General features: G+C 70.7%; 22 protein-coding genes. 15 read left to right on the forward strand and 7 right to left on the reverse strand.

Features of this window, described 5'->3' with window-relative positions; all coding sequences use genetic code 11:
• The first annotated feature begins 192 nt into the window (after window positions 1-192).
• Entirely contained in the window at window positions 193-1,245 is a 1,053-nt protein-coding gene (locus ACYVGI_RS12285; RefSeq protein ID WP_460632900.1) for a LacI family DNA-binding transcriptional regulator, read from the forward strand.
• Window positions 1,246-1,274: 29 nt separating this feature from the next.
• Window positions 1,275-2,306 carry a LacI family DNA-binding transcriptional regulator gene (locus tag ACYVGI_RS12290; protein ID WP_460632901.1) on the forward strand — a complete coding sequence of 344 codons (1,032 nt, stop codon included), beginning with the start codon at window positions 1,275-1,277 and terminating at the stop codon, window positions 2,304-2,306.
• Between the two features lie 10 nt (window positions 2,307-2,316).
• Here the strand turns inward: ACYVGI_RS12290 and ACYVGI_RS12295 are convergent, their stop codons facing one another.
• From ACYVGI_RS12295 to ACYVGI_RS12315, 5 genes are all read right to left on the reverse strand, one after another.
• On the reverse strand, window positions 2,317-3,216 hold the full coding sequence (locus ACYVGI_RS12295) for a carbohydrate ABC transporter permease (RefSeq protein WP_460632902.1): 900 nt from the start codon (window positions 3,214-3,216) through the stop codon (window positions 2,317-2,319).
• On the reverse strand, window positions 3,213-4,205 hold the full coding sequence (locus tag ACYVGI_RS12300) for a carbohydrate ABC transporter permease (RefSeq protein ID WP_460632903.1): 993 nt from the start codon (window positions 4,203-4,205) through the stop codon (window positions 3,213-3,215). Before ACYVGI_RS12300 ends, ACYVGI_RS12295 begins: the two co-directional genes overlap by 4 nt.
• Before the next feature lie 100 nt (window positions 4,206-4,305).
• The gene (locus tag ACYVGI_RS12305; RefSeq protein WP_460632904.1) at window positions 4,306-5,625 is read right to left on the reverse strand and encodes an ABC transporter substrate-binding protein; all 1,320 of its coding nucleotides are present in this window, start codon (window positions 5,623-5,625) and stop codon (window positions 4,306-4,308) included.
• An 83-nt stretch (window positions 5,626-5,708) separates the two neighbouring features.
• A complete protein-coding gene (locus tag ACYVGI_RS12310) occupies window positions 5,709-7,130 on the reverse strand; it encodes an aldehyde dehydrogenase family protein (RefSeq protein WP_460632905.1) in 1,422 nt (473 codons plus the stop codon).
• Between the two features lie 70 nt (window positions 7,131-7,200).
• Complete coding sequence (locus ACYVGI_RS12315) at window positions 7,201-8,370, reverse strand: hydroxyacid dehydrogenase (protein WP_460632906.1); 1,170 nt, start codon at window positions 8,368-8,370, stop codon at window positions 7,201-7,203.
• 185 nt (window positions 8,371-8,555) lie between these two features.
• Between ACYVGI_RS12315 and ACYVGI_RS12320 the strand changes: the two genes are divergently transcribed.
• From ACYVGI_RS12320 to ACYVGI_RS12340, 5 genes are all read left to right on the forward strand, one after another.
• Entirely contained in the window at window positions 8,556-9,446 is an 891-nt protein-coding gene (locus ACYVGI_RS12320) for a ThuA domain-containing protein (RefSeq protein WP_460632907.1), read from the forward strand.
• Window positions 9,447-9,690: 244 nt separating this feature from the next.
• On the forward strand, window positions 9,691-10,815 hold the full coding sequence (locus tag ACYVGI_RS12325; protein WP_460632933.1) for a Gfo/Idh/MocA family protein: 1,125 nt from the start codon (window positions 9,691-9,693) through the stop codon (window positions 10,813-10,815).
• On the forward strand, window positions 10,815-11,990 hold the full coding sequence (locus ACYVGI_RS12330; RefSeq protein ID WP_460632908.1) for a dihydrodipicolinate synthase family protein: 1,176 nt from the start codon (window positions 10,815-10,817) through the stop codon (window positions 11,988-11,990). The genes ACYVGI_RS12325 and ACYVGI_RS12330 overlap by 1 nt, the downstream gene beginning before the upstream one ends.
• Window positions 11,991-12,085: 95 nt before the next feature.
• Window positions 12,086-12,940, forward strand: a complete 855-nt coding sequence (locus ACYVGI_RS12335; protein WP_460632934.1) for a sugar phosphate isomerase/epimerase family protein — start codon at window positions 12,086-12,088, stop codon at window positions 12,938-12,940.
• Window positions 12,941-12,944: 4 nt separating this feature from the next.
• Window positions 12,945-14,057: a glycerate kinase gene (locus ACYVGI_RS12340; protein WP_460632909.1), complete on the forward strand. Its 1,113-nt coding sequence runs from the start codon at window positions 12,945-12,947 to the stop codon at window positions 14,055-14,057.
• Window positions 14,058-14,121: 64 nt separating this feature from the next.
• On the opposite strand, the gene ACYVGI_RS12345 is transcribed toward ACYVGI_RS12340, so the two are convergent.
• Window positions 14,122-14,454 carry a YciI family protein gene (locus tag ACYVGI_RS12345; RefSeq protein WP_460632910.1) on the reverse strand — a complete coding sequence of 111 codons (333 nt, stop codon included), beginning with the start codon at window positions 14,452-14,454 and terminating at the stop codon, window positions 14,122-14,124.
• A gap of 36 nt (window positions 14,455-14,490) precedes the next feature.
• On the opposite strand from ACYVGI_RS12345, the gene ACYVGI_RS12350 reads away from it, so the two are divergent.
• Entirely contained in the window at window positions 14,491-14,670 is a 180-nt protein-coding gene (locus ACYVGI_RS12350) for a hypothetical protein (RefSeq protein ID WP_460632911.1), read from the forward strand.
• A 38-nt stretch (window positions 14,671-14,708) separates the two neighbouring features.
• Here ACYVGI_RS12350 and ACYVGI_RS12355 read toward each other — a convergent pair whose 3' ends face one another.
• Entirely contained in the window at window positions 14,709-16,232 is a 1,524-nt protein-coding gene (locus ACYVGI_RS12355; RefSeq protein ID WP_460632912.1) for an ATP-dependent DNA ligase, read from the reverse strand.
• A 131-nt stretch (window positions 16,233-16,363) separates the two neighbouring features.
• On the opposite strand from ACYVGI_RS12355, the gene ACYVGI_RS12360 reads away from it, so the two are divergent.
• The 7 genes from ACYVGI_RS12360 to ACYVGI_RS12390 all read left to right on the forward strand — a co-directional run bounded on the left by ACYVGI_RS12360 (window position 16,364) and on the right by ACYVGI_RS12390 (window position 26,283).
• A complete protein-coding gene (locus tag ACYVGI_RS12360; protein ID WP_460632913.1) occupies window positions 16,364-17,551 on the forward strand; it encodes an alpha/beta fold hydrolase in 1,188 nt (395 codons plus the stop codon).
• Window positions 17,552-17,618: 67 nt separating this feature from the next.
• Window positions 17,619-18,392 carry an SDR family NAD(P)-dependent oxidoreductase gene (locus tag ACYVGI_RS12365; protein WP_460632914.1) on the forward strand — a complete coding sequence of 258 codons (774 nt, stop codon included), beginning with the start codon at window positions 17,619-17,621 and terminating at the stop codon, window positions 18,390-18,392.
• A gap of 82 nt (window positions 18,393-18,474) precedes the next feature.
• On the forward strand, window positions 18,475-19,677 hold the full coding sequence (locus ACYVGI_RS12370; RefSeq protein WP_460632915.1) for a Fic family protein: 1,203 nt from the start codon (window positions 18,475-18,477) through the stop codon (window positions 19,675-19,677).
• 114 nt (window positions 19,678-19,791) lie between these two features.
• A complete protein-coding gene (locus ACYVGI_RS12375) occupies window positions 19,792-22,746 on the forward strand; it encodes a DEAD/DEAH box helicase (RefSeq protein WP_460632916.1) in 2,955 nt (984 codons plus the stop codon).
• A 96-nt stretch (window positions 22,747-22,842) separates the two neighbouring features.
• Window positions 22,843-24,048, forward strand: a complete 1,206-nt coding sequence (locus tag ACYVGI_RS12380; protein WP_460632917.1) for an NAD(P)/FAD-dependent oxidoreductase — start codon at window positions 22,843-22,845, stop codon at window positions 24,046-24,048.
• Entirely contained in the window at window positions 24,045-25,022 is a 978-nt protein-coding gene (locus ACYVGI_RS12385; RefSeq protein ID WP_460632918.1) for an RNA polymerase sigma-70 factor, read from the forward strand. Before ACYVGI_RS12380 ends, ACYVGI_RS12385 begins: the two co-directional genes overlap by 4 nt.
• Before the next feature lie 106 nt (window positions 25,023-25,128).
• On the forward strand, window positions 25,129-26,283 hold the full coding sequence (locus ACYVGI_RS12390) for an excalibur calcium-binding domain-containing protein (RefSeq protein WP_460632919.1): 1,155 nt from the start codon (window positions 25,129-25,131) through the stop codon (window positions 26,281-26,283).
• Window positions 26,284-26,338 lie beyond the last annotated feature (55 nt).

Below are 26,338 nucleotides of genomic sequence, written 5' to 3' on the forward strand. Positions count from 1 at the left end.
CTCGCCACCGCCGCCATCGTGCTCGCGTGGCTCATCGCCCGCGCCGTCCTCGCCAGGCGGGGCTGGCGCATCCACTCGCTCGTGTCGCTCATCGGCTGCGGCGCCTGCCTCGCCTGGATGCTGTTCGCCTGACCGCCGACACGGCTCGGGATGCGCATTCCCGAGGGCCGCGAGTCCCGGTAGGCTGGGGCGGTGAGCGAGACGCAGAGCGACGCAGGGCCGCGCAGGCCGGCCACCCTCGACGACGTCGCGCGGCACGCCGGGGTGTCGCAGCCCACCGCATCCAGGGTGCTCAACGGCAGTGACCGCAAGGTGGCCGAGAGCTACCGCAAGCGGGTGCTGGATGCGGCGCGCGAGCTCGGTTACGCACCCAACCTGGCCGCGCAGAACATGGCGCGCGGCACGTCCCGCACGGTCGCTCTGGTCATCAGCGGGATCTCCGACCCGTACTTCTCCGCCATGGCCGCCGCCATCATGCGGCAGGCGGAGGCGGCCGGACTGCGGGTGTCGATCGCGGTCACCGAGCGCAAGGTGGACCGCGAGCTCGACCTGGTGCGCGAGCTGCGCGGGCAGCAGCCGAGGGCGATCATCCTCGCCGGCACCGGATACGTCGATCCGCCGTCGGTCGATCAGCTCGTCGCCGAACTGCAGCGCTACGAGGAGACCGGAGGGCGGGTGGTGCTCATCAGCCGCACCGACCTGCCGTTCGAGACGGTCACCTTCGACAATCACGATGGCGCACGCCAGCTCGCCGTGCAGCTCTCCGACCTCGGCTACCGGCGTGCGCTGGTGCTGGGAAGCGGAACGCCGCTGCTGTCGATGCGGCAGCGCGTCGACGGGTTCGTGGCGGGGTTCACCGAGGCGGGGGACGGCGCCGAGACGACGGTGCGGCATCCGGAGTTCAGTTGGGAGGGCGCACGCGACCTCGTCCTCGGCCTCGACGACGCCGACCTGCGCCGGTTGCAGCTCGTGTTCGCGATCACAGACGACATGGCGCTCGGCGCGATCGCCGGGCTCCGGGCGCGCGGGCTGCGCATCCCCGACGACATCGCGGTCGCCGGCTTCGACGACATCACCACGCTGCGGGATGTGGTCCCTCCGCTGACCACGGTGCATGTCGCACTCGACACGGTCGCCTCCGAGGCCATCGCCCGCGCCATCGAGACGGACGGGCCGACCCGCACGGTGCCCGCGTATCCGGTGATCCGCGCGAGCACCCCACCGCTCTTCGCACCAGCCGGATAGTGCCGTCACCGCACGGGTATGGTGGACCCGTGAACGACACCGCGGCCACCCTCACGCAGGTCGCGGCGCACGCCGGGGTCTCGCTCGCCACCGCATCCCGTGCGTTGAACGGAAGCGCGCGCAAGGTGAACCCGGAGCTGCAGGCGCGGGTGCTCGCCTCCGCCGCGGCACTCGGCTACAGCGCCAACGTGCAGGCGCAGGCGGTCGCCAGGGGGACGACGAACACCGTCGCGGTCGTCGTCGGAGACATCGCGGACCCGTACTTCTCCAGCATCGCCTCCGGGATCATCAGGGTCGCCGACGAGCGAGGGCTGATCGTCACGATCACCGCCACGGAGGCGGACGCCGCCCGTGAGGCCGCCACTCTCGTCGCGCTCAAGGGCCAGCGGCCGCGCGCGGTCATCGTCGCGGGCAGCAGGCGCCTCGGCTCTGCCGACGGCGACGGTGCGGCAGAGCTCGCCGCGATCGAGCGCGGAGGGGCGAAGGTCGCGCTGATCGGGGCCGCGGTGCCCGGCCTGCGGTCCGTGCCCGTGCAGAACCGGGAGGGCGCGGCGGCGCTCGCGACCGCGCTGGCCGACCTCGGCTACACCGACTTCGTCGTTCTCGCCGGGCCGGACGACCTGCTCACGGCGCGCGAGCGCACCGACGGCTTCCTCGACGTCGCGCGCGGCGCGCGCGTGGTGCACGGCGCGTTCTCGCGCGACGGCGGCTACGAGACGATGGATGCGCTGCTCGCGTCCGGCGAGCTCGCCGCCGCCCAGCGCACCGACCCCGCCGCCGCCGCGCGCCCCGTCTGCGTCTTCGCCGTCACCGACGTCATGGCCGTCGGCGCCATGGCCGCGATGCGCGACCACGGCATCGCGCCAGGCGCGGACATCGCCGTCGCGGGCTTCGACGACATCCCCCTGGTGCGCGACGTCACGCCGTCGCTGACCACGGTCGCGCTGCCCCTCGCATCCATCGGCGCTCGCGCTCTCGAGCTCGCGCTCGCCGACGACCAGGATGCGACGCTCGCCGAGCCCTTCTCCGGCACGGTGATCGTCCGGGCGTCCACGCCCTAGTCCGGCGTCCCTAGATCTTCACGCCGCCGGAGATCAGGTCGATCTTCCAGTAGCGCTGCAGCGACAGGAACAGGATCGCCAGGGGGACGATCGACACCAGCACGCCCGCGATGACGATCGAGTACTGCGCGGCCTGCCCTCCCGTGATGATCATGAGTCCGTACAGGCCGAGGGTCAGCGGGTAGAGCTGGTCGTTGTTGATCATCACGAACGGCAGCAGGAAGTTGTTCCAGATGCCGATGAACTGCAGCAGGAACACCGTCACGAGCGCCGGCATCATCAGCCGAGAGCCGACCGACCAGAAGATCCGCCACTCGCTGCCGCCGTCGATCCGTGCAGCCTCCATGATCTCGTCCGGCACCGACGCCTCCGCGTAGATCTTGCAGAGGTAGATCGCGAACGGCGACACCAGTTGGGGGAGGATCACCGACGCGTAGTTGTTGGTCATCCCGAACTTGGCGAGCAGCAGGAACTGCGGGATCGCGAGCATGATCTGCGGGAGCAGCACGGCCGCGACGATCAGGCGGAAGATCCACTTCGATCCGACGAACCGGTACTTCCCGAGCGCGTAGCCTGCCGCCCCGGCGACCGCCGTGGAGAGGATGCCGCCGCCGATCGCGTAGATCACCGAGTTGAGCGCCCAGCGTCCGAAGATGCCGTTGTTGTAGGTGAACAGCGCCTGCATGTTCGTCCAGAAGCCGCCGTTGAACTCGGGCAGGAACGGCGGGGTCGAGAACAGCTCGTCGTTGGTCTTGGTGGCGGCGATGACGATCCACAGCACCGGGAGCACGCAGTAGAGGGCGCCGACGATCAGGATGAGGGTGGGCACGATGTGCAGGCCGCTCCTGGTGCGGCGGGGGCCGGCATCCCGAGCAGAGCGTGCGCCGGTCGCCTGGGTGAGCGTGGTCATTTGGTTTCCCTCCGGGCGATGCGACGGCCGACGACGTTGACGAGCACGGTGGCCGCGACCGTCATGATGATGAGGATGAACGAGGTCGCGGCTCCCTCGTAGATGCTGTTGTTCACGAACGCGTCCGTGTAGACGCGCATTAGCGGCACCCAGGTGGACGAGATCGCGTTCGCGAGCGGCTTGAGCGTGGTCGGCTCGTTGAAGAGCTGCAGCGCGCCGATGATCGAGAACAGGGCGACCATCGTGATCGCGGGGGCGATCAGCGGCAGCTTCACGCGGAGGGCGATCTGCAGTTCGGATGCGCCGTCCAGCTCCGCCGCCTCGAACAGGTCCTTGGGCAGGCTGCGGACGGCGGTGTAGAGGATGACCATGTTGAAGCCGACCACACCCCAGACGGCCACGTTCGCCACCGAGAAGAAGATGCCCGTGCTGCCGAAGTAGTCGATCACCTGGCCGCCGATCGGGCTGGTCGCCGGGAGGTACATGAAGCCCCAGAGCAGGGATGCGACGACGCCGGGCACCGCATACGGCAGGAAGATGGCGAGCCGGGTGAACCCGACCAGCCTGGTCCGCTTCGCGTCGAGACAGAGCGCGAAGACCGTGGAGAGCACGATCGTGAGCGGCACTCCGATGACCGCGACGATGAGCATCCTGCCGAGGCTCGCCCAGAACTCGGGGTCGACGAGTGTCGAGACGTAGTTGGCGAACCCGGCGAAGACCTCGACGGTCCCTCCGCCGCCGAGCAGCCCTCCGCCCACTTTCACCTGCAGGAAGCTGAGGACCACCGCGTAGATCGCGGGGGCGATGGTGAACAGCAGCAGCAGGATCACGGCGGGCGCGACGAGGAGCACCGGCAGGAGGCTGCCGCGTTTCCGCCGCGGGCGGCGGTGAGGTTCGGCCGCTGTGCCGATGGGGACGCGGGATGCGTTCCCTCGCGTCTGCGCCGGGGTCGGTGGCGTTGGCGCTGTGCTGTCTCCGATGACGGCCATGTGTGAACTCCTCGGAACGGACGGTGCTGGTGCGGGTTTCGTGGTGCGACGCCGGTGGCCGAGTCTCGCGCTCAGGCCACCGGCGTCGGTCGGGGGCGGATCAGCCGGTGACCTTGAAGCCCAGTTTCTTCATGTCGGCCACGGTGTCCGTCTGCATTTTGTCGAGTGCGCCGGAGAGCTGCGTCTTGTTCTGCAGGGCTGCGGCGAACGCGTTGGAGTACGAGTCGAATGTGACGTTCGCGTTCGGACCCCAGATGTCGAAGGTGCGGACGCCCTTGGCGACGGTCGCCATCAGCGTGTTGTAGTCCGGCTGGTTCGACATGAACGGCGGCGGGGTCTGCAGCGCTGGCAGCGACTGGTTCGGGATGCTCGCGGGGAAGACCTGCACGTTCTTGATCAGCGCGTTCACGCCGTCCTTGGAGGAGTTCATCCACTTGACGAACTTGGCGGCCTCTGCCGGGTGCTTCGAGTTGGTGGTCACCGCCTCGGTCTCACCGCCCCAGATGCCGACCGTGTCGTCACCGGCCGTCCAGGCGGGAAGCGCGGCGGCCTGCCACTTGCCGGCGGTGTCCTTGGCGATCGACGGGAGCTGGTTGGGGCCCCACTGCGCGCCGACCCAGCCGACGAGCGTTCCGTTGTTCATGTCGGTGTTCCACTGCGCCGACCAGTTCGGCTCGGGGCTGACGAGTCCCTTGTTCACGAGGTCGCCCCAGTAGTCCGCCACCTTCTTGCTCTGCGCGTCGTTGATCGCGACGGTCCACTGGTCGCTTCCGGATGCGCTCCACCAGTTGGCGCCTGCCTGCTGCGCGAGCCCGGCGAACCAGCCGGGGTCCGCCGCTGTGAAGTTGCCGATGTACTTCTTCGGGTCGGCCGCGTGGATGGCGGCGGCGTCTGCCGCGTACTCGTCCCAGGTGGTCGGGGCCTTGAGGCCGAGCGAGTCGAAGATGTCCTTGCGGTAGAAGAACACCATCGGGCACACGTTCTGGGGCACACCGTATGTCTTGCCCTCGAACTGCACCTGCGCCAGCGTCGACTTCGAGAACTCGCCGGACAGGTCGCCGACGTACTTGTCGATCGGGACGACGACGTTGTTCGCGATGAGGGCGGGGAGCGCCTGGTACTCGACCTCGGTCACGTCCGGGTTGGTGCCGGCCTTGTTGTTGGTGATGAGCTTGTTGTAGAGGGTGTAACCGGTGCCGGAGGGCTTGGTCAGCTTGACCTGGATGTTCGGGTTGGCCTTGTTCCACTCGTCGACGACGGCCTGCATCCCTCCGTCCCAGTTGACGTAGTTCAGGGTGACCTTGCCGCCAGAGCTGGCGGCGTCCCCGGAGCCGGAGCTCGAGCATCCGGTCAGGACCGTCGCCGCCGCGGCGAGGACGCCGACTGTGGCGCCGAGTGTCCTCAGCGTTGTCTTTCTCACTGTGTACATCTCCTTTGATGGGTGGTTGCGATTGCTCGGCCGTCAGCGGTGCGCTTCGGGCGTCGGCCGGGGGTTCGGGCGTTTCAGCCCTCTGCCCAGGCCGGGTATGTCGTCGGCGTCGTCTGGATGCCGATCCACTGCCGGTTGGTGAAGCCGGCGAGCTGTCCCTCGCCGCCGTGCCGCGCGTAGCCGTCGTTGACGTGCACCTCGTTGCTCTTCACCTGCTCGGCGAAGGCGAGTCCCCGCATGGGGTCGCCGGTGAACACCGAGTTCATGAGGGTGCGGTGCCTGTTGACGAGGGCGAGCGCCTCGGCTTCGGTGTCGACCACGGTGATCGGCATCACCGGGCCGAAGATCTCCTCTGTGAAGACCGGCATCTCGGGGGTGACCCCGGTGAGCACGGTCGGCTGGTAGAACAGCCCCTCGTAGCTGCCGCCGATGGCGACGGTGGCCCCGGATGCGACGGACGGCTGCACGAGTCCTTCGTGGAAGCGGCGGAGCTGGGTGTCGCTGATGATCGGCCCGAGGTCGACGTCGTCGTCCAGTCCGTTGCCGACCCGCAGCTTGCTGACGCGTTCCACGACGGCCTCGGTGAACGCATCCGCTGCGCTGCGCAGCACGATGTGGCGCCCGGCTGTGATGCAGGTCTGGCCCTGATACCAGAGGGACGACCACACTGCGCAGCTCGCCGCCTGGTCGATGTCGGCGTCGTCGAGGACGACGAACGCGTTGTCGCCGCCGAGCTCGGTGGCGACCGGCTTGAACGATCGCGCGGCGAAGTTGGCGATCTGGTGTCCGACCTCGAACGAGCCGGTGAAGTGCACCAGGTCGAGGTCGGGATGCTCGGAGAGCGTGCGTCCCGTGGTCGGCCCGTCGCCGGGGACCACGTTGAACACACCGTCCGGCACCCCAGCGGCCTGCGCTGCCTCCGCGAGGATCTGGCCACCGGCGAACGGGGTGAGCTCTGCGGGCTTGAGTACGACGGCGTTGCCGTATGCGAGGCCGGGCGCAAGGGCGCGCATCGCGAGGCTCATCGGGTAGTTCCAAGGGACGATGAGACCGATGACGCCGAGCGGGACCGCGCGGGAGAGCGAGATCTTGCCGTCCTTGTACGGCGGGAGGATCGCTCCGGCGTTCTCGGTGAGCTGCGTCGCGGAGTTGTTGAGCTGCGTGATCGCCTGGCCGAGCTCCTCCGCCGCCTTCTCCGCCGTGCCCCCAGTCTCGCGGATGATCAGGGTGAGCAGCTCGTCACGTCGCAGCTCGAGCTGGTGGGCGAAATCGCGGACGATCTCGCTGCGACGGTTGGCGTTGACGCCTGCCCAGCCCGGCTGTGCGGCCTTGGCGACCCGGACGGCGCGGTCCACCTGGGCGGCGGAGGCGTTTCCGTACGTGCCGAGCAGCGTGCCGGACGCCTTGTCGAGCACGGGCAGGTCGCGGTCGCCATCCGGCGCCTCGAAACGGCCGTCGATGAAAACCTGTGCGGTGTACTCGCGGAGCTGGTGCATGGTCGCCTCCCGGCGCGAAAACGGATGTGGTCGGATCTCAGTCTGAGACAGGTTCTGGTGGGTGAGGATCTCAGGCAACGGCGATCAGAGCTTCTTTCGTGACGGGGAAAGCCGCGGGAGCTCCGGCGACGAACAGTTCGGCCTCGCGCCTGGCGCACGCGCCGAGACGCCGCAGCTCCGTGCCGAGAGCGCCGGCGACGTGCGGGGTGAGGACCACGCCGTCGAGGGCGCGGAGCGGATGCCCGGACGGCAGCGGTTCGGGATCGGTGACGTCGAGGATGGCGCGGAGCCCGCGTTCCCGCACGGCCGCGGCCAGCGCATCCTGATCGAGGATGGGGGCGCGAGCGGTGTTGATGACGGTGGCGCCGTGCGGCAGAAGCGCGAGCTGCTTCGCGCCGACCATGCCGACGGTCTCCGGCAACAGAGGGGCGTGGATGCTCACGATGCTGGACAGCGCGAACAGCTCGTCGAGTTCGACCCGTCTGGCATCGGCGAGGACAGGGTCGCCCTCCGCGAGGTGCGGATCGTAGAGCAGCACCTCAACGTCGAACGGCCGCAGCAGCTCGATCACCCTGCGCCCCACCCTGGATGCGCCGACGATGCCGACCGTGCGCCCGAAGTTCCCGATCGACGGGTCGGGGGACTCGTCGTAGAGCGCCGGATCGATCGCGTACTGGCGGATGTAATCGGGCACCCGCTTGCCGGCGAGCAGGATCATCGCGAGCGTGTACTCGGCTACGGGATACGCGTTTGCGCTCGCCGCGCTCGTCACCCGGATGCCCCGATCCCACGCCTCGTCGTCGAGGTGGCCCTTGACGCTGCCCGCCGCGTGGATGACCGCGGCGAGGCGGGGCATGGCGTTCAGTTCGGCCGGCCCGATCGGCGGGCAGCCCCAGCCGGTGATGAGCACCTCGACGGAGGCGAGGGCGGTGGTGGCCTGGGTCGTGGGGGCGGGAGTGGTGGGGGGAGTGGAGGTGATGGGAGTGGTGGAGGTGGGAGCTGTGGCGGCGGGAGCGGTGTGGGAGGGAGCGGTGGGGGCGGAGAAAGTGGTGATGGTGGGGGAGGCGGTGGTGCCGGGTGCGGCGTCCGCGGCGATGTGTGTGGTCGCAGTGGCCGCCGCCGAGGCCGTCTCGAAATCGAGGATGCGGGAGAGGGCGGCGAGGTCGTCGTCCGAGAACAGGAGCCCTGGCAGGTCGGGGCGCATGGCGAACGCGGCCACCGGCTTGTGCGGGTCAGTCATCGTCGACTCCTCTGGATTGCTTCGCTGCTGGCGGCTCGTGAGCCCGCCCCTCGGGATTGCGCATTCCCAGAATGCGCATTCCTCATCATGAGTCCTCCGGGCGAATTCGTCAAGCACGACTTTTCGAAGCTTGGCGCTGCTACGGAATGCGCTTACCATTCGAGGACGCCGACGGAAGGAACCCCATGTCACCCCACGCCCTCATCCTCAGCGGCGCCGGACGATACGCCGACCCGTGGCACCCCTTCGCCGCAACCTCCTCCCGCCTCGCCGACATCCTCCGCGGCGAAGGCGTCGAGGTGGAGATCTCGGAAGACGTGGATGCGCGCCTGGCCGCGTTGGCGGGCGGCGTGGGTGGAGCGGGTGGCGTGGGTGGAACGGGTGGCGCGGGTGGAACGGACGGCGTGGGTGGCGGCGCGGGCCCCGCGGGTGGCGTAGGCGGCGCGAGCAGCGCGAGCAGCGTGGGCGGCGCGGGCGGCGCGGGTGGCGCAGGTGGCGCAGGTGGCGCAGGTGGCGCAGGTGGCGCAGGTGGCGCAGGTGGCGCAGGTGGCGGCGCAGGTTCCGCCCCCGACCTCCTCGTCCTCAACGTCGGCGACCCGGCGCTCACCGACCCCGAGCATCCGCAGCCGGAAGCAGAGCGCCGCGCGCGCGCCGGGCTGCTCGCGCACCTCGCCGCCGGCCGCTCGCTGCTGGCGATGCACGTCTCGTCCACCTCGTTGCGGGGTGTGCCGGAGTGGGAGGACATCCTCGGTGGAGTGTGGGTGCGCGGAACGACCATGCATCCCGAATACTCGCGGGCGCGCATCCACGTGTATCCGGAGCGGCATCCGATCGTCGCCGGGCTGAGCGACTTCGAGGTCGAGGACGAGCGATACACCTACCTGCGGACCGCGCCCGACCTCGTGCCGCTCGCCACGCACGAGCACGACAGCGGTGAGTACCCGCTGCTCTGGGCGCGCAGCTACGGCGACGCCAGGATCGTCTACGACGCTCTCGGCCACGACGAGGCATCGTACGACTCCGGCACCCACCGGGCCATCCTCGCCGCCGCCGCCCGCTGGCTCCTCCGCGCATAGCCGCCGCTCCCGTCCCTGCCGCCGCCCCGCCCCCGTCCCCTCCGCCCCTCCCGCCCCACGCGCGAAGCAATCGAGCCCAGCCTTTTTCACGGTATTCCGCCGATTTGCGGTGAATAACCCCGGGCTCGATTGCTGCGGGGGTTTGACGGGAGGGGCGGGGGGCACATAGGCTGGTAAGCGCTTTCCCAGAACGAACCACCGCACCGAAGGAGTTCCAGTGTCAACGTCGACCATCGGCATCATCATGAACGGCGTGTCCGGCCGCATGGGCTACCGGCAGCACCTGCTGCGGAGCATCCTCGCCATTCGCGATCAGGGCGGCGTGCTGCTCTCCGACGGCAGCCGGGTGCAGGTCGAACCCATCCTGGTCGGACGCAGCGAGGCCAAGCTGGCCGAGCTCGCCGCCAAGCACGGCATCGAGAACTTCACCACCGACCTGGATGCGGCCCTCGCCGACGACCGCTGGCAGATCTACTCCGACTTCCTCGTCACTCAGGCCCGCGCATCCGCCATCAAGAAGGCCATCGCGGCAGGCAAGGCCGTCTACACCGAGAAGCCCACCGCGGAATCGTTCGAGGAGGCCCTGGAACTTGCGCGCCTCGCCGAGGCGGCCGGAATCAAGAACGGCGTCGTGCACGACAAGCTCTACCTGCCAGGACTGCGCAAGCTCAAGCGCCTGATCGACTCCGGGTTCTTCGGCCGCATCCTGTCGGTGCGCGGGGAGTTCGGCTACTGGGTGTTCGAGGGCGACTGGCAGGCGGCGCAGCGCCCGAGCTGGAACTACCGGGCAGAGGACGGCGGCGGCATCGTCGTCGACATGTTCCCGCACTGGTCGTATGTGCTGGAGAACCTCTTCGGCACGGTGCAGTCCGTCTACGCGCACGCCGTCACCGAGATCCCGACCAGGGTCGACGAGAACGGCGAGCAGTACACGGCCACCGCCGACGACGCCGCCTACGCGATCTTCGAGCTGGAGGGCGGCATCACAGCGCAGCTCAACTCCTCCTGGACCACCCGCGTCAACCGGGACGAGCTGGTCGAGTTCCAGGTCGACGGCACCCTCGGCAGCGCGGTCGTCGGACTGTTCGGCTGCAAGATCCAGCCGCGCAACGCCACACCGAAGCCGGTCTGGAACCCGGACCTGGCCGACGAGCACGACTACGACACCGACTGGATCGAGTCGCCGGCGAACGACGTCTTCGAGAACGGGTTCAAGACGCAGTGGGAGGAGTTCATCCGCCACGTGGTCGACGACGCGCCGAACGCATACGACTTCCTGGCCGGCGCCCGCGGCGTGCAGCTCGCGGAGCAGGGTCTGATCTCGTCGCGCGAAGGCCGCCGCATCGACCTGCCGGAGGTCAGCCTCTGATGGGCGACCTCGTCCTCCTCTCCGCGGACGGCAGCACGAGCACCGTCGACCTGCGGGCTGCCCCCGCATACGCCAGGCCCGTCACTCCGCTCGCCTCGCGCATCGCATACGCCGCGGCCCACGTCGTGCCGAAGCCGTGGGCGGACAACGTGCCGGGCTCCCCTGCCGATATCGACTGGGATGCGACGCTCGCCTTCCGCCACCACGTCTGGTCGTGGGGCCTCGGCGTGGCGGACGCGATGGACACCGCCCAGCGCAACATGGGCCTGGATGCGCGTGCCACCCGCGACCTCATCTCCCGGAGCGCCGCGGAGGCGCGCTCGGTCGGCGGCGCGATCGTCGTCGGCGTGAACACCGACCACGTCGAGGACGAGGTCATCACCCTGGACGCCGTGATCGACGCGTACCTCGAGCAGCTTCACTTCACCGAGGACGCCGGTGCTGGGGTCGTGCTGATGGCCAGCCGCCACCTCGCCCGCGCCGCCGCCTCGGCCGCGGACTACGAGCGGGTGTACCGCGCGGTGCTGGGCGCCGCATCCACTCCCGTCGTGCTGCACTGGCTGGGCGCCGCGTTCGATCCGGCCCTCGCGGCGTACTTCGGCTCGACCGACTCCGCCGAGGCGAGCGAGACCGTCCTGCGGATCATCGGAGACAACGCCGACAGGGTCAGCGGCATCAAGATGAGCCTGCTGGATGCGGACGCCGAGGTCGCCCTCCGCTCCCGCCTTCCGGAGTCGGCCAGGATGTTCACGGGAGACGACTTCAACTACGTCGGCCTGATCGAAGGCGAGGGCGAGGGCGAGGGCAGCGGCGCCCACTCGGATGCGCTGCTCGGCGCGTTCGCGGCCGTCGCGCCCAGCGCGTCCGCCGCCATCCAGGCGCTCGACGCCGGGGACGTCGCCCGCTACCGCGCGGTCCTCGGCCCCACCGAGGAGTTGTCGCGTCAGGTGTTCGCCGCGCCCACCTTCTACTACAAGACGGGTGTGGCCTTCCTCTCCTGGCTGAACGGCCACCAGGCGTCGTTCACGATGATCGGCGGACTGCACGCCGCCCGCAGCCTGCCCCACCTGTCCGAGATCATGCGCCTGGCGAACGCTTCCGGCGCGCTCGAACGCCCGGAACTGGCCGCCGACCGCTGGCACGGGCTCCTCCGACTGAACGGATTCACCGCATGACCGCCGCCGGCGCTGCAGCCGCCCCCGACGCTGCCGCCGCCCCCGCTGCCGCCGCCCCCGCTGCCGCCACTGCCGCCACCGCCGACGCAGCCCCCGTGACCCCGCATCCCCGCCTCTCGATCAACCAGGCGACCATCAAGTACGCCGACCTCGACACCGCCCTGCGCCTGACCGCGGAGGCTGGAGTGCAGAGCATCGGCCTCTGGCGGGAGCCGGTCGCCGAGGTGGGGCTCCGCGACGCGGTCGCGCGCGTGGCCGACTCCGGCCTGCGCGTGTCGAGTCTCTGCCGGGCCGGGTTCTTCACCGCCCCGGAGGGCGAGGAGCGCCGTCGCTCGATCGATGACAACCGCGCGGCGATCGAGGAGGCCGCCGCGCTCGCCGCCGCTGGGGCCGACGGCTCGGCCGCCGTGCTCGTCCTCGTCGCCGGTGGCCTGCCTGTCGGCTCCACCGATCTGCGCGGGGCGCGCGAGCGGATGCGCGACGCCGTCGCCGAACTCGAACCGGATGCGCGCGCCGCGGGAGTCACTCTCGCGCTGGAGGCCCTGCATCCCATGTACGCGGCCGACCGGGCCGTGCTCTCCACGCTCGGTCAGGCGCTCGACGTCGCCGAGCAGTTCCCCGCCGAGTCGGTCGGTGTCGTCGTGGACACCTTCCACGTCTGGTGGGACCCGGCCGTGCGCGAGCAGATCGCGCGGGCGGGTGCTTCCGGGCGGATCGCCAGCTACCAGGTGTGCGATTGGGTCACTCCGCTCGCCGCCGACGTGCTCCTCGCCCGCGGCATGATGGGCGACGGCCACATCGACTTCGCGAGCATCACGGCCGCGGTGAACGCCGCCGGCTACGCAGGCGACGTCGAGGTGGAGATCTTCAACCAGGCGATCTGGGATGCGTCGCCGGCGTCGGTCGTCGAGCGCACGGTTCGGGCGTTCGCCGAGCACGTGCCACTGTAGTGGGATGCCGTACACCGTTGTCGTAGCACCCGACTCCTTCAAGGGGTCGGCGACGGCCACCGCGGTCGCAGAAGCGCTCGCGGCCGGGTGGTCGTCTGTGCGTCCGGGCGACCGTCTCGTGCTCGCCCCGATGGCGGACGGCGGCGAGGGCACGCTGGACGCCTTCGAGGTGGCGGTCCCCGGCTCGATCCGCCACCCGATCAGCGTGCTCGGCCCTGCGGGCACAGCCGTGGATGCGTCTTGGCTGTCGCTCCCGGACGGCACCGCCGTGGTCGAGCTGGCGGAGACCAGCGGACTCTCCCACATGCCGGCGCTCGCCCCGCTCGACGCCCACACCTTCGGTTTCGGCCAGGCGATCGCCGCCGCTCTGGATGCGGGAGCGACCGGTCTTCTGCTCGCGATCGGCGGGAGCGCATCCACCGACGGCGGGGTCGGGGCACTCGCCGCCCTCGGCGCCCGGTTCTCTGACGCGACCGGCCGCCCGATCCGCCTCGGCAACCGCGGCCTCGGCACGCTGGCCCGCGCCGACCTCACCGGCCTGCCTGAGCTTCCGCCAGGAGGGGTGCGCATCCTGAGCGACGTGACCAACCCGCTGCTCGGCCCGACGGGCGCGTCCGCGGTGTTCGGTCCCCAGAAGGGCGCGACGCCGGAGCAGGTGGCCGGGCTGGAGTCCGGACTGGTGAAGCTGGCGCGCGTGCTCGGCGGAGGCCAGGCTCCCGGCGCGCCCCTGCGCCCCGCCACACCCGGCGCAGGCGCGGCAGGGGGAACCGGCTACGGCCTGCTCGCCTGGGGAGCGCGACTCGCTCCCGGCTCCGCGGCGGTGGGCGACGCGCTCGGAGTGCCCGCCCTGGTGGCTGCGGCAGACGCCGTGGTCACCGGCGAGGGCCGCTTCGACTCGCAGTCGGCGGCGGGGAAGGTGCCGGCGTACGTGTCGGGCCTGGCACGGGATGCGGGCATCCCGGCGCTGCTCGCCGCGGGCTCGATCGAGGCGGAGACGGACGACTTCGCGGCCGCGATCTCGCTCAGCGCGCTGGCCGGGGGAGCGGAGGGCGCGATGGCGGAGCCGGAGCGCTGGGCGCGGGAGGCGGGAGCGGCGCTGGCCGCGACCGTGCGCTGAGGCATGCGCGTCGGTCTCGCGCGCTCGCGTCGCGTTGCGACCGCGAACCGCGAACCGCGCTGAGTCACGCACCCCGCAGCAGCGACACCTGAAACCCGCGCAGCTCCCCGCGCGCGAACCCTTCCGCGATCGCGGGGTCCGCATCCATGAACGCTCTCGCCGCAGCTTCGTCGTCGGCGTCGAACACACAGATCCCGGTGTTCACGTGCCCCAGTGTCGGACCCACCAGGATCACGCGCCCGTCGGCGAATTCGCGTTGCAGCCGCGCCCAGTGCCGCCCCCACGCCTCCTTTTCCGCGTCCGTCATCGTCGCCGCGAAGTCGTCGCGCGGAGGATGGATGAAGTAGATCCACTGGCTCATGAGGCCATCATGCGCGCACCCGTTCCTGTCGCGCATCCCGAGGAGGACAATCGGTCTCGGAAGGGAACGATCATGGACGATCTCACCGGGTCATCGACCGAACGCGCTCACCGCCTCGCCAGCCTCGAAGGCGAGGCGGACGCCCCGCTGCCTCCGGAGTGGGTGCGACGCCAGCTCGGCCTCGCGCTCGCCGCGTGGGCGGACGACGAGAGGAGACTGGATGTGGATGCGGAGGGCCGCGAGGACTTCTGAGCCACCGGGCTCCCCGCCCGCAGCATCAGCCGGCAACGTCACTCCCGCAGCAGCCCCCGCAGCGTCTGGATCGTGTCGGCCTCTGCCGCGTCTTTGTCGTCGCGGTACCGCTTCACCCGCGCGAAGCGCAGCGCGATCCCGCCTGGATACCGGCTGGACCGCTGCACTCCGTCGATCGCGATCTCCACGACGGTCGTCGGAGTCACCCACACGGTCCCGGCCGTTCGGCGCACCTCGATCTGCTGGAAGTGCTCCGTCTGCCAGCGCAGCAGCTCGTCGGTGAGGCCTTTGAACGTCTTGCCCACCATCACGTAGCCGCCTGGTTCGCCGAACTCGCCGTCCGGGTCGAGCGCGCCGAGGTGCAGGTTGGACAGCCAGCCCTGTCGGCGCCCGGAACCCCACTCGCACGCCAGCACCACCAGGTCGTAGGTGTGCACCGGCTTCACCTTGATCCAGGACGACCCTCGTCTCCCGGCTGCGTATGGCGAGTCGATGGCCTTCACGACCACGCCCTCCTGACCGGCCGCCAGCGCATCCTCCGCGATCCGCTCCGCCACCGCGGGGTCGTCTGTGACCTCGCCGGGGATGCGGTGCGCGCCCGCGATCCGCTCCAGCTCGGCCCTCCGCGTGGACAGCGGCTCGTCGAGGAGGTCGCGGCCGTCGACGTGCATCACGTCGAAGAACCACGGATGCAGGACCGCCTCGCGCGCGGCCTCCGCCCCGAACCGGGACATCGTCTCCTGGAACGGGCGCGGGGCGCCGTCCTCGTCGAGGGAGAGGGTCTCGCCGTCGAGGATGACGTCGCGCACAGGCATCCCGCGCACCACCTCGACCACCTCTGGCACGCGGCGGGTGATGTCGGCGAGGTTCCTCGTGAACACCCGCACGTCGTCGCCGAACCGGTGCACCTGGATGCGCGCGCCGTCCAGCTTGAACTCCACCGACGCCTCGCCGGTCGTCTCGAGCGCGGCCGAAGCGCTCGCTGCCGTGGCGGCGAGCATCGGCTGCACGGGCCGCCCGACCACGAGGCCGACGGCGGCGAGCTCGGCCGCCGTGCCGGTCAGCGCGAGCCTGGCCGTCTCGCCGAGGTCGCCGGTCAGCATCGCCGCGCGCCGCACCGCATCCCCTGGCCGGTCGGCGGCCCTGGCGATGGCGTCGGTGAGGACGCCTTCCAGCGCGCCGGTGCGCATCTCGCCCAGTAGCGCCCTGGCGATGAAGTCCTGTTCCTCCGCGGTGGCGCGCTCCGTGAACGCGCGCAGCTCGCGGGTGCGGTCCCCGGCCGACCCCGTGCCGGACAGTGCCGCGAGGCGGTCGAGCAGCGCATCCAGGTCGTCGACGGTGAGGCTGGGCTGGGAGGCCGGTGCGCCGATCGCGGCGGACAGCCCACGCCAGCCGACGCCGACCCTGCCCTGGCGCGGCTTGCCGACGAGCAGCCCGACCGCCGGCGCGATCTCCTCCGGCGCTAGCTGCGAGAGCAGCCCGGCGAGCGCATCCACTTTCGCCAGCCGGGACCGAGTGGATGCGACGGCCTCCGAAGTCTTCACCAGCGCGTCAACCAGCACGCCACCATCCTCCCACCGCCCCCCGAAGCAATCGAGCCGGGACTTATGCACGCCTCCACCCGGCGTGTCGCGTGCATAACCCCCGGCTCGATTGCTTCGGGGAGCGGGAAGGGGCGGGGTAGCGTTTGCGTGTGAGCAGGCGAGGGGTGCGGGTGGTGGCCGTGGTGGTGGCGGCGGTCGCCGTGCTGACCGGATGCTCGCCCACCCAGGTCACGCGGGTCGAGGAGGACCTCGGTGCCCGCCCATACGTCGGCAGTTTCTATCGTGTGCCGTCGCCGCTTCCGGACGGCGCGCCCGGCTCGCTCATCGCCACGGAGGAGGCGCCGGGCCAGCCCTCGGGCGCCGCCGCGTGGCGCATCATGTTCCGCTCCACCGACCTCGACGGTAAGCCGGTCGTGAACAGCGGCCTCCTCGTCGTCCCCGACAAACCGGCCCCGGCCGGAGGGCGGACGATCGTCTCGTGGGGCCACCCGACCACGGGCAGCGCGGAGAAGTGCGCGCCGTCGCGGTTCTTCGACCCGTACGTCTTCGTCGAAGGCCTCACCGATCTGCTCTCCCGCGGCTACGCCGTCGTCTACACCGACTACACCGGGATGGGCGTGCCCGGCCCTGACTCGTACCTCATCGGCGACACCGAGGGCAGGAACGTGCTCGACGCCGCCAGGGCTGCCCGCGACGTCCTCGGCGCGGAGGCCAGCAACCGGGTCGTGCTGTGGGGCCACTCGCAGGGCGGCCAGGCCGCGCTGTTCGCAGCGCAGCTCGCCGCATCGTACGCGCCGGACCTCGACGTCCGCGCCGCCGCGGTCGCCGCCCCAGCCACCGACCTCGCCAGCCTGATGCGCGCAGACATCGGCGACATCTCCGGGGTGAGCATCGCTTCGTACGCGTTCGCCGCCTTCTCGTCCGTGTACGACGTGCCCGCGCAGAGCATCCTGACACCCGCGGCAGTGGATGCGCTCCCCACCATGAACGGCTTCTGCCTCCTCACCCAGAACTCGGCTCTGCACGCGGTCGCGAAACCGCTCGTCGGCTCCTTCCTGTCCGCAGACCCGGAGACGACGGAACCGTGGTCGGGGCTGCTCGCGGCGAACACGCCTGGCGCATCCAGGATCGCGGTTCCGCTGTTCGTGGCGCAGGGCCTCGCGGACAAGCTGGTCAGGCCGTCGGCGACGGACGCGTTCGTCGCGCGCGAGAAAGGCGAGGGCACGGCGGTCACCTACGACCGCATCGAGGGCGCGACACACGGCACGGTGGCGAACAAGGCGATGCCGCGGGTGCTGGAGTGGCTGGCCGCGAACGGCGGCGGAGCGTCGGGGTGACCACGGCGGGCCGCGCCCGCGCGAACACGCCCTAGCCGAATCCCGACCCGCGCCATACCCTCGCACTGTGGACCTCCTTCTGAACGGCAAGACCGCCATCGTCACCGGTGCCAGCAGGGGCATCGGACTCGCCATCGTGCACTCCCTGCTCGGCGAGGGAGCGCGCGTCACCGCCATCGCCAAGACCGTCACCGACGACATCGCGGCGTTGCGGGCCGACGACCGTTTCCGTTTCTTCTCCGTCGACCTGTCCGACCCTGTCGCGATCACGGCGTTCGCCGACGAGGTCGACGCGCCGGTCGACCTCCTGGTCAACAACGTCGGTGCCGCGCCGTCGCGTCCTGGCGGGTTCGCATCCATCGCCGACGACGACTGGATGCGCACCTACGCGCTGAACACGCTCGCCACCGTCCGCGTGACGCGCGCGCTCCTCGGGAAGATCCCCGACGGCGGCTCGATCGTCAACATCGCCAGCGAGAACGCGAAACTCGCCGACCCGCTCGTGATGGATTACAGCGCCGCGAAGGCCGCCGTGCTCAGCTTCAGCAAGTCCCTCTCGAAAGAGCTCGGTCCGCGCGGCGTCCGCGTCAACGCGATCAGTCCCGGCCCCGTGGCGACGGCCCTCTGGCTCGGCGACGGCGGAGTGGCCAAGACGGTCTCCGCGGCGGGCGGCGGTACCCCGGAGGAGGTGCGGCACGGCGCGGAGCAGGCCATGGTGACGGGCCGCTTCACGACGCCGGAGGAGGTGGCCGCCCTCGTCACCATGATCGCGTCTCCGCTCCTCGGCAACCTCACCGGTGCGGACATCGTCATCGACGGCGGGATGCGGCAGACGATGTGAGGCGCGCCGAAACCGGAATAAGCCTCCCTTTATTATGCTTTAATACCCTTAAACCATAATAACGAGCGAGATAGTACGGTTTATGACGCTTTGGCCTGCGCACGACATCGAGGTGCTTCCGTGGCGCCAGATGCAGCGCGTCGGCTCTCGCGAGGATCGGATGCTCACCCAGGTCGCGGCGACCATCCCGCCGAATATCGCCGGACTCGATTTCGAGCCGTCGCTCGACATCGTCCGCGACAGCGAGAGCGCTCTGCTCGCGGTGGCGGCGACGGACACGACGGCGGAAGGGCACAGCGAAGCGCTCTCCCGTTTCATGCTGCGCACGGAGTCCGTCGCGTCCTCCAAGATCGAGCGCATCAGCGCCTCGGCGGAGGACTTCGCCCGCGCCATCGCCGGTGCCAGGGGCAACGAGAGCGCCACGAGCATGGTCGCCGCGTCCGCAGCTTTGCATGCGCTGGTCCGGGATGCGGGAGAGACCGGCGCGATCACGGTCGACAGCATTGTCTCCGCGCACCGCGACCTGATGGCGGACGACCCGCACGAGTCCCGGTACGCGGGTGCCGTGCGCGACATGCAGAACTGGGTGGGCGGCAGCGACTACTCGCCTCGCGACGCACTGCACGTTCCTCCCGCGCCGGAGCGTGTCCCCGGGCTGCTCGACGACCTCGTCGCCTTCCTGAACCGCGACGACGTTCCCGTGATCGTCCAGGCGGCGATCGGGCACGCCCAGTTCGAGTCGATCCACCCGTTCACGGATGGCAACGGACGTGTCGGCCGCGCCATCATCAGCGCGGTTCTGCGCCGTCGGGGTGTCACCGCGCACACGGTCATCCCGCTCGCGAGCGGGATTCTCGGCAGGCGAGACGACTACTTCGACGCTCTCACCGCGTATCGCACAGGCGATCCGACGGACATCATCCGGCTCATCGCGACCGCGGCGCGCATCGCGGCCGTCGAGGCGCGCGCATCCATCGACCGCATCGACGGGCTGCCCGGCGAGTGGCGTGCCGAGCTGGACGGCCGCGCGGGGTCGGCGGTCGCCAATCTCGTCTCGGCGTTCTACGACCATCCCGTGATGACCTCGGCGGACGCCGAGCGGCTGTCCGGTTCCGGGACGCCGCAGACCTACAAGGCGCTGGACCGGATCGCGGAGGCGGGGATCATCCGCGAGATCACGGGACGCAAGCGCGACCGCGTGTGGGTCGCGTCCGACCTCATGGCCGAGCTCGACGACCTCGACCGGCGCATCCAGGCCGCCATGCGGGCGACGCGACGCTCGTGACCACCGTCGGAGCACGCCGCACGCCGCACGCCGCGCGCCCACGCCGCTGCCGTCTCCGCCGCTCTCCTTCGTCCCAGTGTTCGCGTGTCCCCGGCCCGTGAGAGGCTGAGTCCCATGCCAGACACCCCCACCCCCGCAGGGTGGAAGGCGCAGGTCTCCGGGCTCACCCGTCCGGCCGCCGCGAGCGCCCCGGCCGGCAGTGTCGCGGCGCCCGCCCGCGCTGCGGCGCTTGGCCTGCAGTTCGAGTTGCGGGAGCGCACCCGCGCATCCACGGGCCGGTGGGATGCACCGACGTCCCGCACGGCGACCGCCGCCACAGCCGCGAGCCCCGGCAGGGGCGGGCGCGGGATGCTGCGGTTGGGGGTGCGCCCGGTGATGCGGAGCGGCACCGGCAATTGGGTGCGCGGCTCGCTCACCTGGTCGGCTTTGCCGCACCTGCTCAACCGGCTGTCGCTCGATCCCGCGCAGCACGCCTGGTTCGGGCAGTTCGCCGCGCTGCACCGGGCCGGGCGCGATGTCTATGTACCCGGCGAGGCGGACTGGCTGTACGTCGACGACTTCGCGAGCCCGCTGCTGTGGCCGCTGCTCGAGGAGGGCGAGCGGCTGGGCGTCGCGCTCGTCACCGGGAAGCGCGAGACGGATGTCATGGTCGCCGATGGTGCGTCTGTGGCAGTGGATGCGGACACCCTGCCGGACGGCGGCCTGCGGTTGCGCACGGTCGCGCTGGTGGGTGAGACGGCGCATCCCGGGTCGGCGGCGGGCGCCATCGCCGACCACGGCATCTACCTCTGGAGCCTCGACCTCGTGCCCCGGTTCACGCTCGCGCGCACGGCGAAGACCCTGAGCGCCGAGCAGCGGAGGCTCCTCGCCGCCGACGACACCATCGAGGTGCCGGCGGCCGAGACCGACGAGTTCCTGCGCTCCTACTATCCGCGGCTGCAGGGCGTGGTCGAGGTGGTGAGCACGGATGCGTCCGTCGAGTTCCCCGAGATCCTGCCGCCCGTGCTCGTGCTCACGGCGACGTTCGCCGGGAACGACAGGCTCGAACTGGACTGGGCGTGGCTGTCCGCGACCGGCGCGGAGCCCGTGGATGCGCATCCCGTGCCCGGCGGGCTCGTCGACGCCCTGGGGTGGCGTCCGCACGCCGCCGAGCTCACTGGGCTCGACGCCGCGGAGTTCTCCGCGACACTGCTGCCGGCGCTGCAACGCCGAAAGGACGTGAGGGTCGACATCGTCGGCGACCGGCCGGACTACCGCGAGCTGGTGGACACGCCGAAGCTCGTCGTGACCACGGTGGAGACGGACAAGCGCGACTGGTTCGACCTCGGTGTGCTGGTGACCGTCGAGGGGCGCACCATCCCATTCACTCCGCTGTTCACAGCGCTGTCGCAGGGGCGGCCCAAGCTGCTGCTGGTCGACAAGTCATATCTGTCGCTGCAGCAGCCGGTGTTCGACCGGTTGCGGGCGCTCATCGACGAGGCGAAGTCGCTGGACGAGTGGGAGCCTGGCTCGCTGAGGATCAGTCGCTACCAGGCCAGTCTCTGGTCGGAGTTCGTCGAGCTCGCCGACGAGGCGCATCAGGCGGAATCGTGGCGCCGCACGGCGGAGGGCCTGCGGGCCATCCGCGACGGCGAGTCGCCCGACGACGTCCCGGTGCCGGCGTCGGTCGCGGCGACCCTGCGGCCGTATCAGGTGGACGGCTTCCGCTGGCTCGCCTTCCTGTGGGAGCACGGGTTGGGCGGCGTGCTCGCCGACGACATGGGGCTCGGCAAGACGCTGCAGACCCTCGCGCTGATCGCCCACGCCCGCGGCAGGGAGCCGGGCGGTCCGCCGTTCCTGGTCGTCGCGCCGACCTCTGTCGTCTCGAACTGGGTGGCGGAGGCCGCTCGGTTCACGCCGGAGCTCAGTGTGCGCGCCGTCACGGCTACCCAGGCGAAGAGCCGCCGACCGCTGCGTGACATCGCCGACGGAGTGGATGTGGTCGTCACCTCATACGCCCTGTTCCGACTCGACATCGCCCGCTACCAGGCCGAGGGATGGGCGGGGCTGATCCTCGACGAGGCGCAGCTCATCAAGAACAGGACCTCGAAGGCGCACGAGGCCGCACGCGATCTGCGGGTACCGTTCAAGCTCGCGATCACCGGCACCCCGATGGAGAACGACCTCCTCGATATCTGGTCCATCTTCCGTGTCGTGTCGCCCGGCCTGCTTCCGCCGCGGTCGAGCTTCACCGACCGGTACCTCAAACCACTCGCCGCCGGCGACCGACCCGACCTGCTGGTCCGGCTGCGGCAGCGGGTGCGGCCGCTGATGCTGCGTCGCACGAAGGAGGCGGTCGTGTCCGAGCTGCCGCCGAAGCAGGAGCAGGTGCTGCGCGTCGAGCTGGCTCCGAAGCACCGCAGACTCTACGACCTCGTTCTGCAGCGGGAGCGCCAGAAGATCCTCGGACTGGTCGACGACCTGGATCGCAACCGCTTCATCGTGTTCCGCTCGCTCACGCTGCTGCGGATGCTGGCACTCGACGCGAGCCTGGTCGACGCCCAGTATGCGGGCATCCCGTCGGCGAAGATCGATGTGCTGCTGGACGAACTGGCCGATGTGGTGGCCGGCGGCCACCGGGCGCTGATCTTCAGCCAGTTCACGAGTCTGCTGCGAACGGTCGCCGTTCGCCTCGACGAGCGCGGCATCGGGTACGCGTATCTCGACGGTTCCACCCGCCGCCGCGATGAGGTCATCGACGGCTTCCGGAACGGCGACGCCCCCGCGTTCCTGATCAGCCTCAAGGCGGGCGGCTTCGGCCTGAACCTGACAGAGGCCGACTACGTCTTCCTGCTCGACCCGTGGTGGAACCCGGCGACCGAGTCGCAGGCCATCGACCGCACCCACCGCATCGGGCAGCAGAAGAACGTGATGGTGTACCGGATGATCGCCGACGACACCATCGAAGACAAGGTGATGGCGCTGAAGGAGCGCAAGGCCCGCCTGTTCGAGGCGCTGATGGACGACCCGGGCGGCGCGTTCGACGGCGCCCTGAGTGCGGACGACATCCGGGGGCTGCTCGACGGGTGAGTTCGGCTGGTCGTGTCGCTTTCGTCGCGGCGTCGTGTCACATCCCGGACTCGGCCGGTGTCCTGATGGTGCATGGACACGAACAGAGGAGACACCATGACCACCCAGCACCAGGTCGTCGTCATCGGCGGGGGATACGCCGGTGTGACAGCCGCCAACCGTCTGACGCGGCGCGACGATGTCGCCGTGACTCTCGTGAACGCGCGGCCGATGTTCGTCGAGCGCATCCGGTTGCACCAGCTCGTCGGCGGGTCGGACGACGCCGTCGTCGACTTCGGGAAGGTGCTCGCCGACCGCATCGACCTCGTTGTCGACACGGTCGAGCGCCTCGACGCGGCCGGTCGGAGGGTGATCCTCGCCTCCGGCGGCAGCATCGCATACGACCACCTCGTCTACGCGGCGGGAAGCAGCCGCGGCGTCCTCGGGGTGCGCGGCGCCGCGGAGCACGCGCTGCCGATCGCCGAGTTCGCGGACGCGGAGCGACTTCGGGATGCGCTGGCCGCAGCGGGTCCGGCGGCCTGCGTGGGCGTCGTCGGCGCCGGACCGGCCGGCATCGAGACCGCCGCGGAGCTCGCAGAGAATGGGCGGGACGTCGTGCTGTTCTGCGCCGGTCAGCTCGGCCCGTCGCTGCACCCGCGGGCTCGCCGCGTAGTCGCGCGCCGCCTGGCCGCGCTCGGGGTGCGCGTCGAGGACGGCCCTGGCTCCCGGGTGACCGCCGTGACACCGGATGCGGTCGAGCTGTCGGACGGCCGCCGCATCCCCAGCGCGGTGACGATCTGGGCGACCGGCTTCGGCGTGCCCGACCTCGCACGGCGCAGCGGCCTGACGACGGACGCGCTCGGCCGCCTGGTCACCGACGAGACGCTGACGAGCGTGGACGACGACCGGATCGTGGCGGCGGGAGACTCGGCCGCCCCGTCCGAGGTCCCGGTGCGGATGAGCTGCCAGGCGGCGGGTCCGCTCGGCGGTCACGCGGCCGACACGGTGCTGCGCAGGATCGCGGGAGAGCAGCCGACGCCGTTCTCCCTCAGCTTCGTCGGCCTCTGCCTGAGCCTCGGACGCGACAGCGGGATCTTCCAGTTCGAGCACAGGGACGACACGGCGACGCGCGCGTTCATCTCGGGACGTGCCGGCGCGAAGGTGAAGGCACTGGTGTGCTGGGGAACGGTCGAGCAGCTCACGCTCGAAGCACGGCACCCGGGAGCGACGCGACTGCCGGCGGCCTTCGGGGACAAGGATCGCCGCCGTATGCTCGCAGGGTCGAGTGCGTTGGCGGTGTCCGGGCGAGGGGAGCGGAAATGACCGGGGATGCGGTGGGGGATGCGCGGGAAGGCGACGGGGCCGACGAGCAGACTGCCGAGCAGATCGAGCAGCTAGGCGACGGGTTGGCCGACGAGCAGGACGCCACGGAGTTCTTCGTCGCGCACCGCAACCTCCTCTTCACGGTCGCTTACGAAATGCTCGGCTCGGCGGCCGACGCGGAGGACGTGCTGCAGGAGACCTGGCTGCGCTGGGTCCGCGTCGACCGCTCGAAGGTGCAGAACGAGCGCGCATACCTGGTCAGGATCGCGACCAGGCTGGCACTCAACCGGCTGCGTTCCGTGCAGCGCCGCCGGGAGGCGTACATCGGACCCTGGCTGCCCGAGCCGCTGCTGACCGCGCCGGATGTCGCCGAGGACGCCGAGCTCGCGGAGAGCGTCTCGATGGCGCTGATGGTGGTGCTGGAGACACTCGGCCCGACCGAGCGCGTGGTGTTCGTGCTGCGCGAGGTCTTCGGTTTCAGCTTCGACGAGATCGCCGCCGCCGTCGACAGGACCCCGGCCACAGTGCGGCAGATCGCTCACCGCGCCCGCGGCCACGTCGAGGCGCGGCGTCCCCGCATCCCGGTGTCGGCCGCGGAAGCGCGGGCAGCGCTGGAAGCGTTCCGGGTGGCAGTGGAGACGGGGAACGCGGAGGCGGTGCTGTCCGTCCTCGCGCCCGACGTCGTGCTCGTCAGCGACGGCGGCGGCCTCAAGCAGGCGGCCCTCCGCCCGATCGTCGGCGCGGACAAGGTGGCGCGCTTCATCGCGGGCGGCATCCGCAAGGCGGGCGCGGCGGTCACCGGCGCGCTGACCACCGTCAACGGCAACCCGGCCCTGGTCCTCAGCGTCGACGGTGTGATGGACGGCGTCCTCGCCGCCCAGGTGGCAGACGGCCGCATCGTGGGCCTCTACTTCGTCCGCAACCCGCAGAAGCTCACGCGGGTGGCGGAGGAGACGACGCTGTCGCGCCGGTGACGGTGGATGTGCGTGGGATGCGCGGGGCGCTGACCTACTGAAACCCAATGTATGTACCCTGCTCTTGGGACGCGAAGTCAATGGATTTCCTGAGAGACTGCTGTTCGTGTCTGCTCCACGCCTCACTCAGCCGTCGTCCCCTGAGAACAGCGGAGAGCGGGCCGGCAGGCTGACGCATTCTGACCGCCACGGGATTCTGCGACGTCGAGCCGCGGCGGTGGTCGTCGCGGCGGGACTGGTCGCCGCGCTCGCCGCCTGCGGGTCGGAGGGCGTCAGGTCGGCAAGCGACGAGGCGGGCCGCACTAGCACGCCGTCCCCCACGGTCATCCCTTCTGTCACGCCCGAGCCGGATGCGCCGGACCGGGTCTCCGCGCCGGTCGACGCCGCATCCACCGTCCTCGCCGACGCCTCGGCCACCCCGACCACCGCGGTCGCCCTTCTCGAGACCCTGCCGGTCAAAGGCCGCGCACCCAAGACCGGTTATGACCGCACGGGCAGGTTCGGCGACGCGTGGCTCGACGTCGACCGCAATGGATGCGACACCCGCAACGACATCCTCGGCCGCGACCTTCACCCGGCAACCGTGAGCGGCGGCTGCACGGTGGTGTCGGGGACGCTGCTCGACTCGTACACGGGGAAGACGATCTCGTTCACCCGCGGACGCACGACATCCCTAGCCGTTCAGATCGACCACGTCGTCCCACTGCTGAACGCGTGGGAGACCGGCGCCCAGAAGCTGACGCAGGCTCAGCGGATCAGCCTGGCGAACGACCCGCTGAACCTGATCGCGGTCGGTTCCGCCGTCAATGCCCAGAAGGGCGCGGGCGATGCGGCCACCTGGCTGCCGCCGAAGAAGGACGTCCGCTGCGCATACGTCGCCCGCCAGGTATCGGTGAAGGCCGCATACGGATTGTGGGTGACGAAGGCCGAGCACGACGCCATCGCCCGCGTGCTCTCCGGATGCGCTGACCAGCCCGCGTTCACGTCGCCGTTCGCGCCGCCGCCGGTCGCGCCGGAGCCGGAGGCGGTGCCGGTGCCGGTGAACGCCGACCCCGCACCGGCCGCTCCGGTGGCTGCTGCTCCTGCAGCTCCGCCCGCACCCGCCCCGCCCGCACCCGCCCCGGCTCCGCCAGCGCCCGTCGACGTCTACTACCCCAACTGCGCTGCGGCACGAGCGGCAGGCGCCGCACCCATCCACGTGGGCGAGCCTGGCTACTCGCGCACGCTCGACCGTGACGGGGACGGCGTCGCCTGCGAATAGCCAGGCCGCCCGGCCGCGCCACCGACGAAGACGGCGCGCCACCGACGAAGACGAC

The sequence above is a fragment of the Leifsonia lichenia genome (genome assembly GCF_054780215.1).

Bases quoted from the DNA above. Each gene is read 5' to 3' on its own strand.
- ACYVGI_RS12310 (WP_460632905.1), bottom strand. From the start codon at position 7,130: ATGCACCAGCTCCGCGAGTACACCGCACAGGTTTTCATCGACGGCCGT.
- ACYVGI_RS12300 (WP_460632903.1), bottom strand. From the start codon at position 4,205: ATGGCCGTCATCGGAGACAGCACAGCGCCAACGCCACCGACCCCGGCG.
- ACYVGI_RS12320 (WP_460632907.1), top strand. From the start codon at position 8,556: ATGTCACCCCACGCCCTCATCCTCAGCGGCGCCGGACGATACGCCGAC.
- ACYVGI_RS12340 (WP_460632909.1), top strand. From the start codon at position 12,945: ATGCCGTACACCGTTGTCGTAGCACCCGACTCCTTCAAGGGGTCGGCG.
- ACYVGI_RS12295 (WP_460632902.1), bottom strand. From the start codon at position 3,216: ATGACCACGCTCACCCAGGCGACCGGCGCACGCTCTGCTCGGGATGCC.
- ACYVGI_RS12325 (WP_460632933.1), top strand. From the start codon at position 9,691: ATGAACGGCGTGTCCGGCCGCATGGGCTACCGGCAGCACCTGCTGCGG.
- ACYVGI_RS12380 (WP_460632917.1), top strand. From the start codon at position 22,843: ATGACCACCCAGCACCAGGTCGTCGTCATCGGCGGGGGATACGCCGGT.
- ACYVGI_RS12315 (WP_460632906.1), bottom strand. From the start codon at position 8,370: ATGACTGACCCGCACAAGCCGGTGGCCGCGTTCGCCATGCGCCCCGAC.
- ACYVGI_RS12375 (WP_460632916.1), top strand. From the start codon at position 19,792: ATGCCAGACACCCCCACCCCCGCAGGGTGGAAGGCGCAGGTCTCCGGG.
- ACYVGI_RS12350 (WP_460632911.1), top strand. From the start codon at position 14,491: ATGGACGATCTCACCGGGTCATCGACCGAACGCGCTCACCGCCTCGCC.
- ACYVGI_RS12385 (WP_460632918.1), top strand. From the start codon at position 24,045: ATGACCGGGGATGCGGTGGGGGATGCGCGGGAAGGCGACGGGGCCGAC.
- ACYVGI_RS12345 (WP_460632910.1), bottom strand. From the start codon at position 14,454: ATGCGCGACAGGAACGGGTGCGCGCATGATGGCCTCATGAGCCAGTGG.
- ACYVGI_RS12370 (WP_460632915.1), top strand. From the start codon at position 18,475: ATGACGCTTTGGCCTGCGCACGACATCGAGGTGCTTCCGTGGCGCCAG.
- ACYVGI_RS12330 (WP_460632908.1), top strand. From the start codon at position 10,815: ATGGGCGACCTCGTCCTCCTCTCCGCGGACGGCAGCACGAGCACCGTC.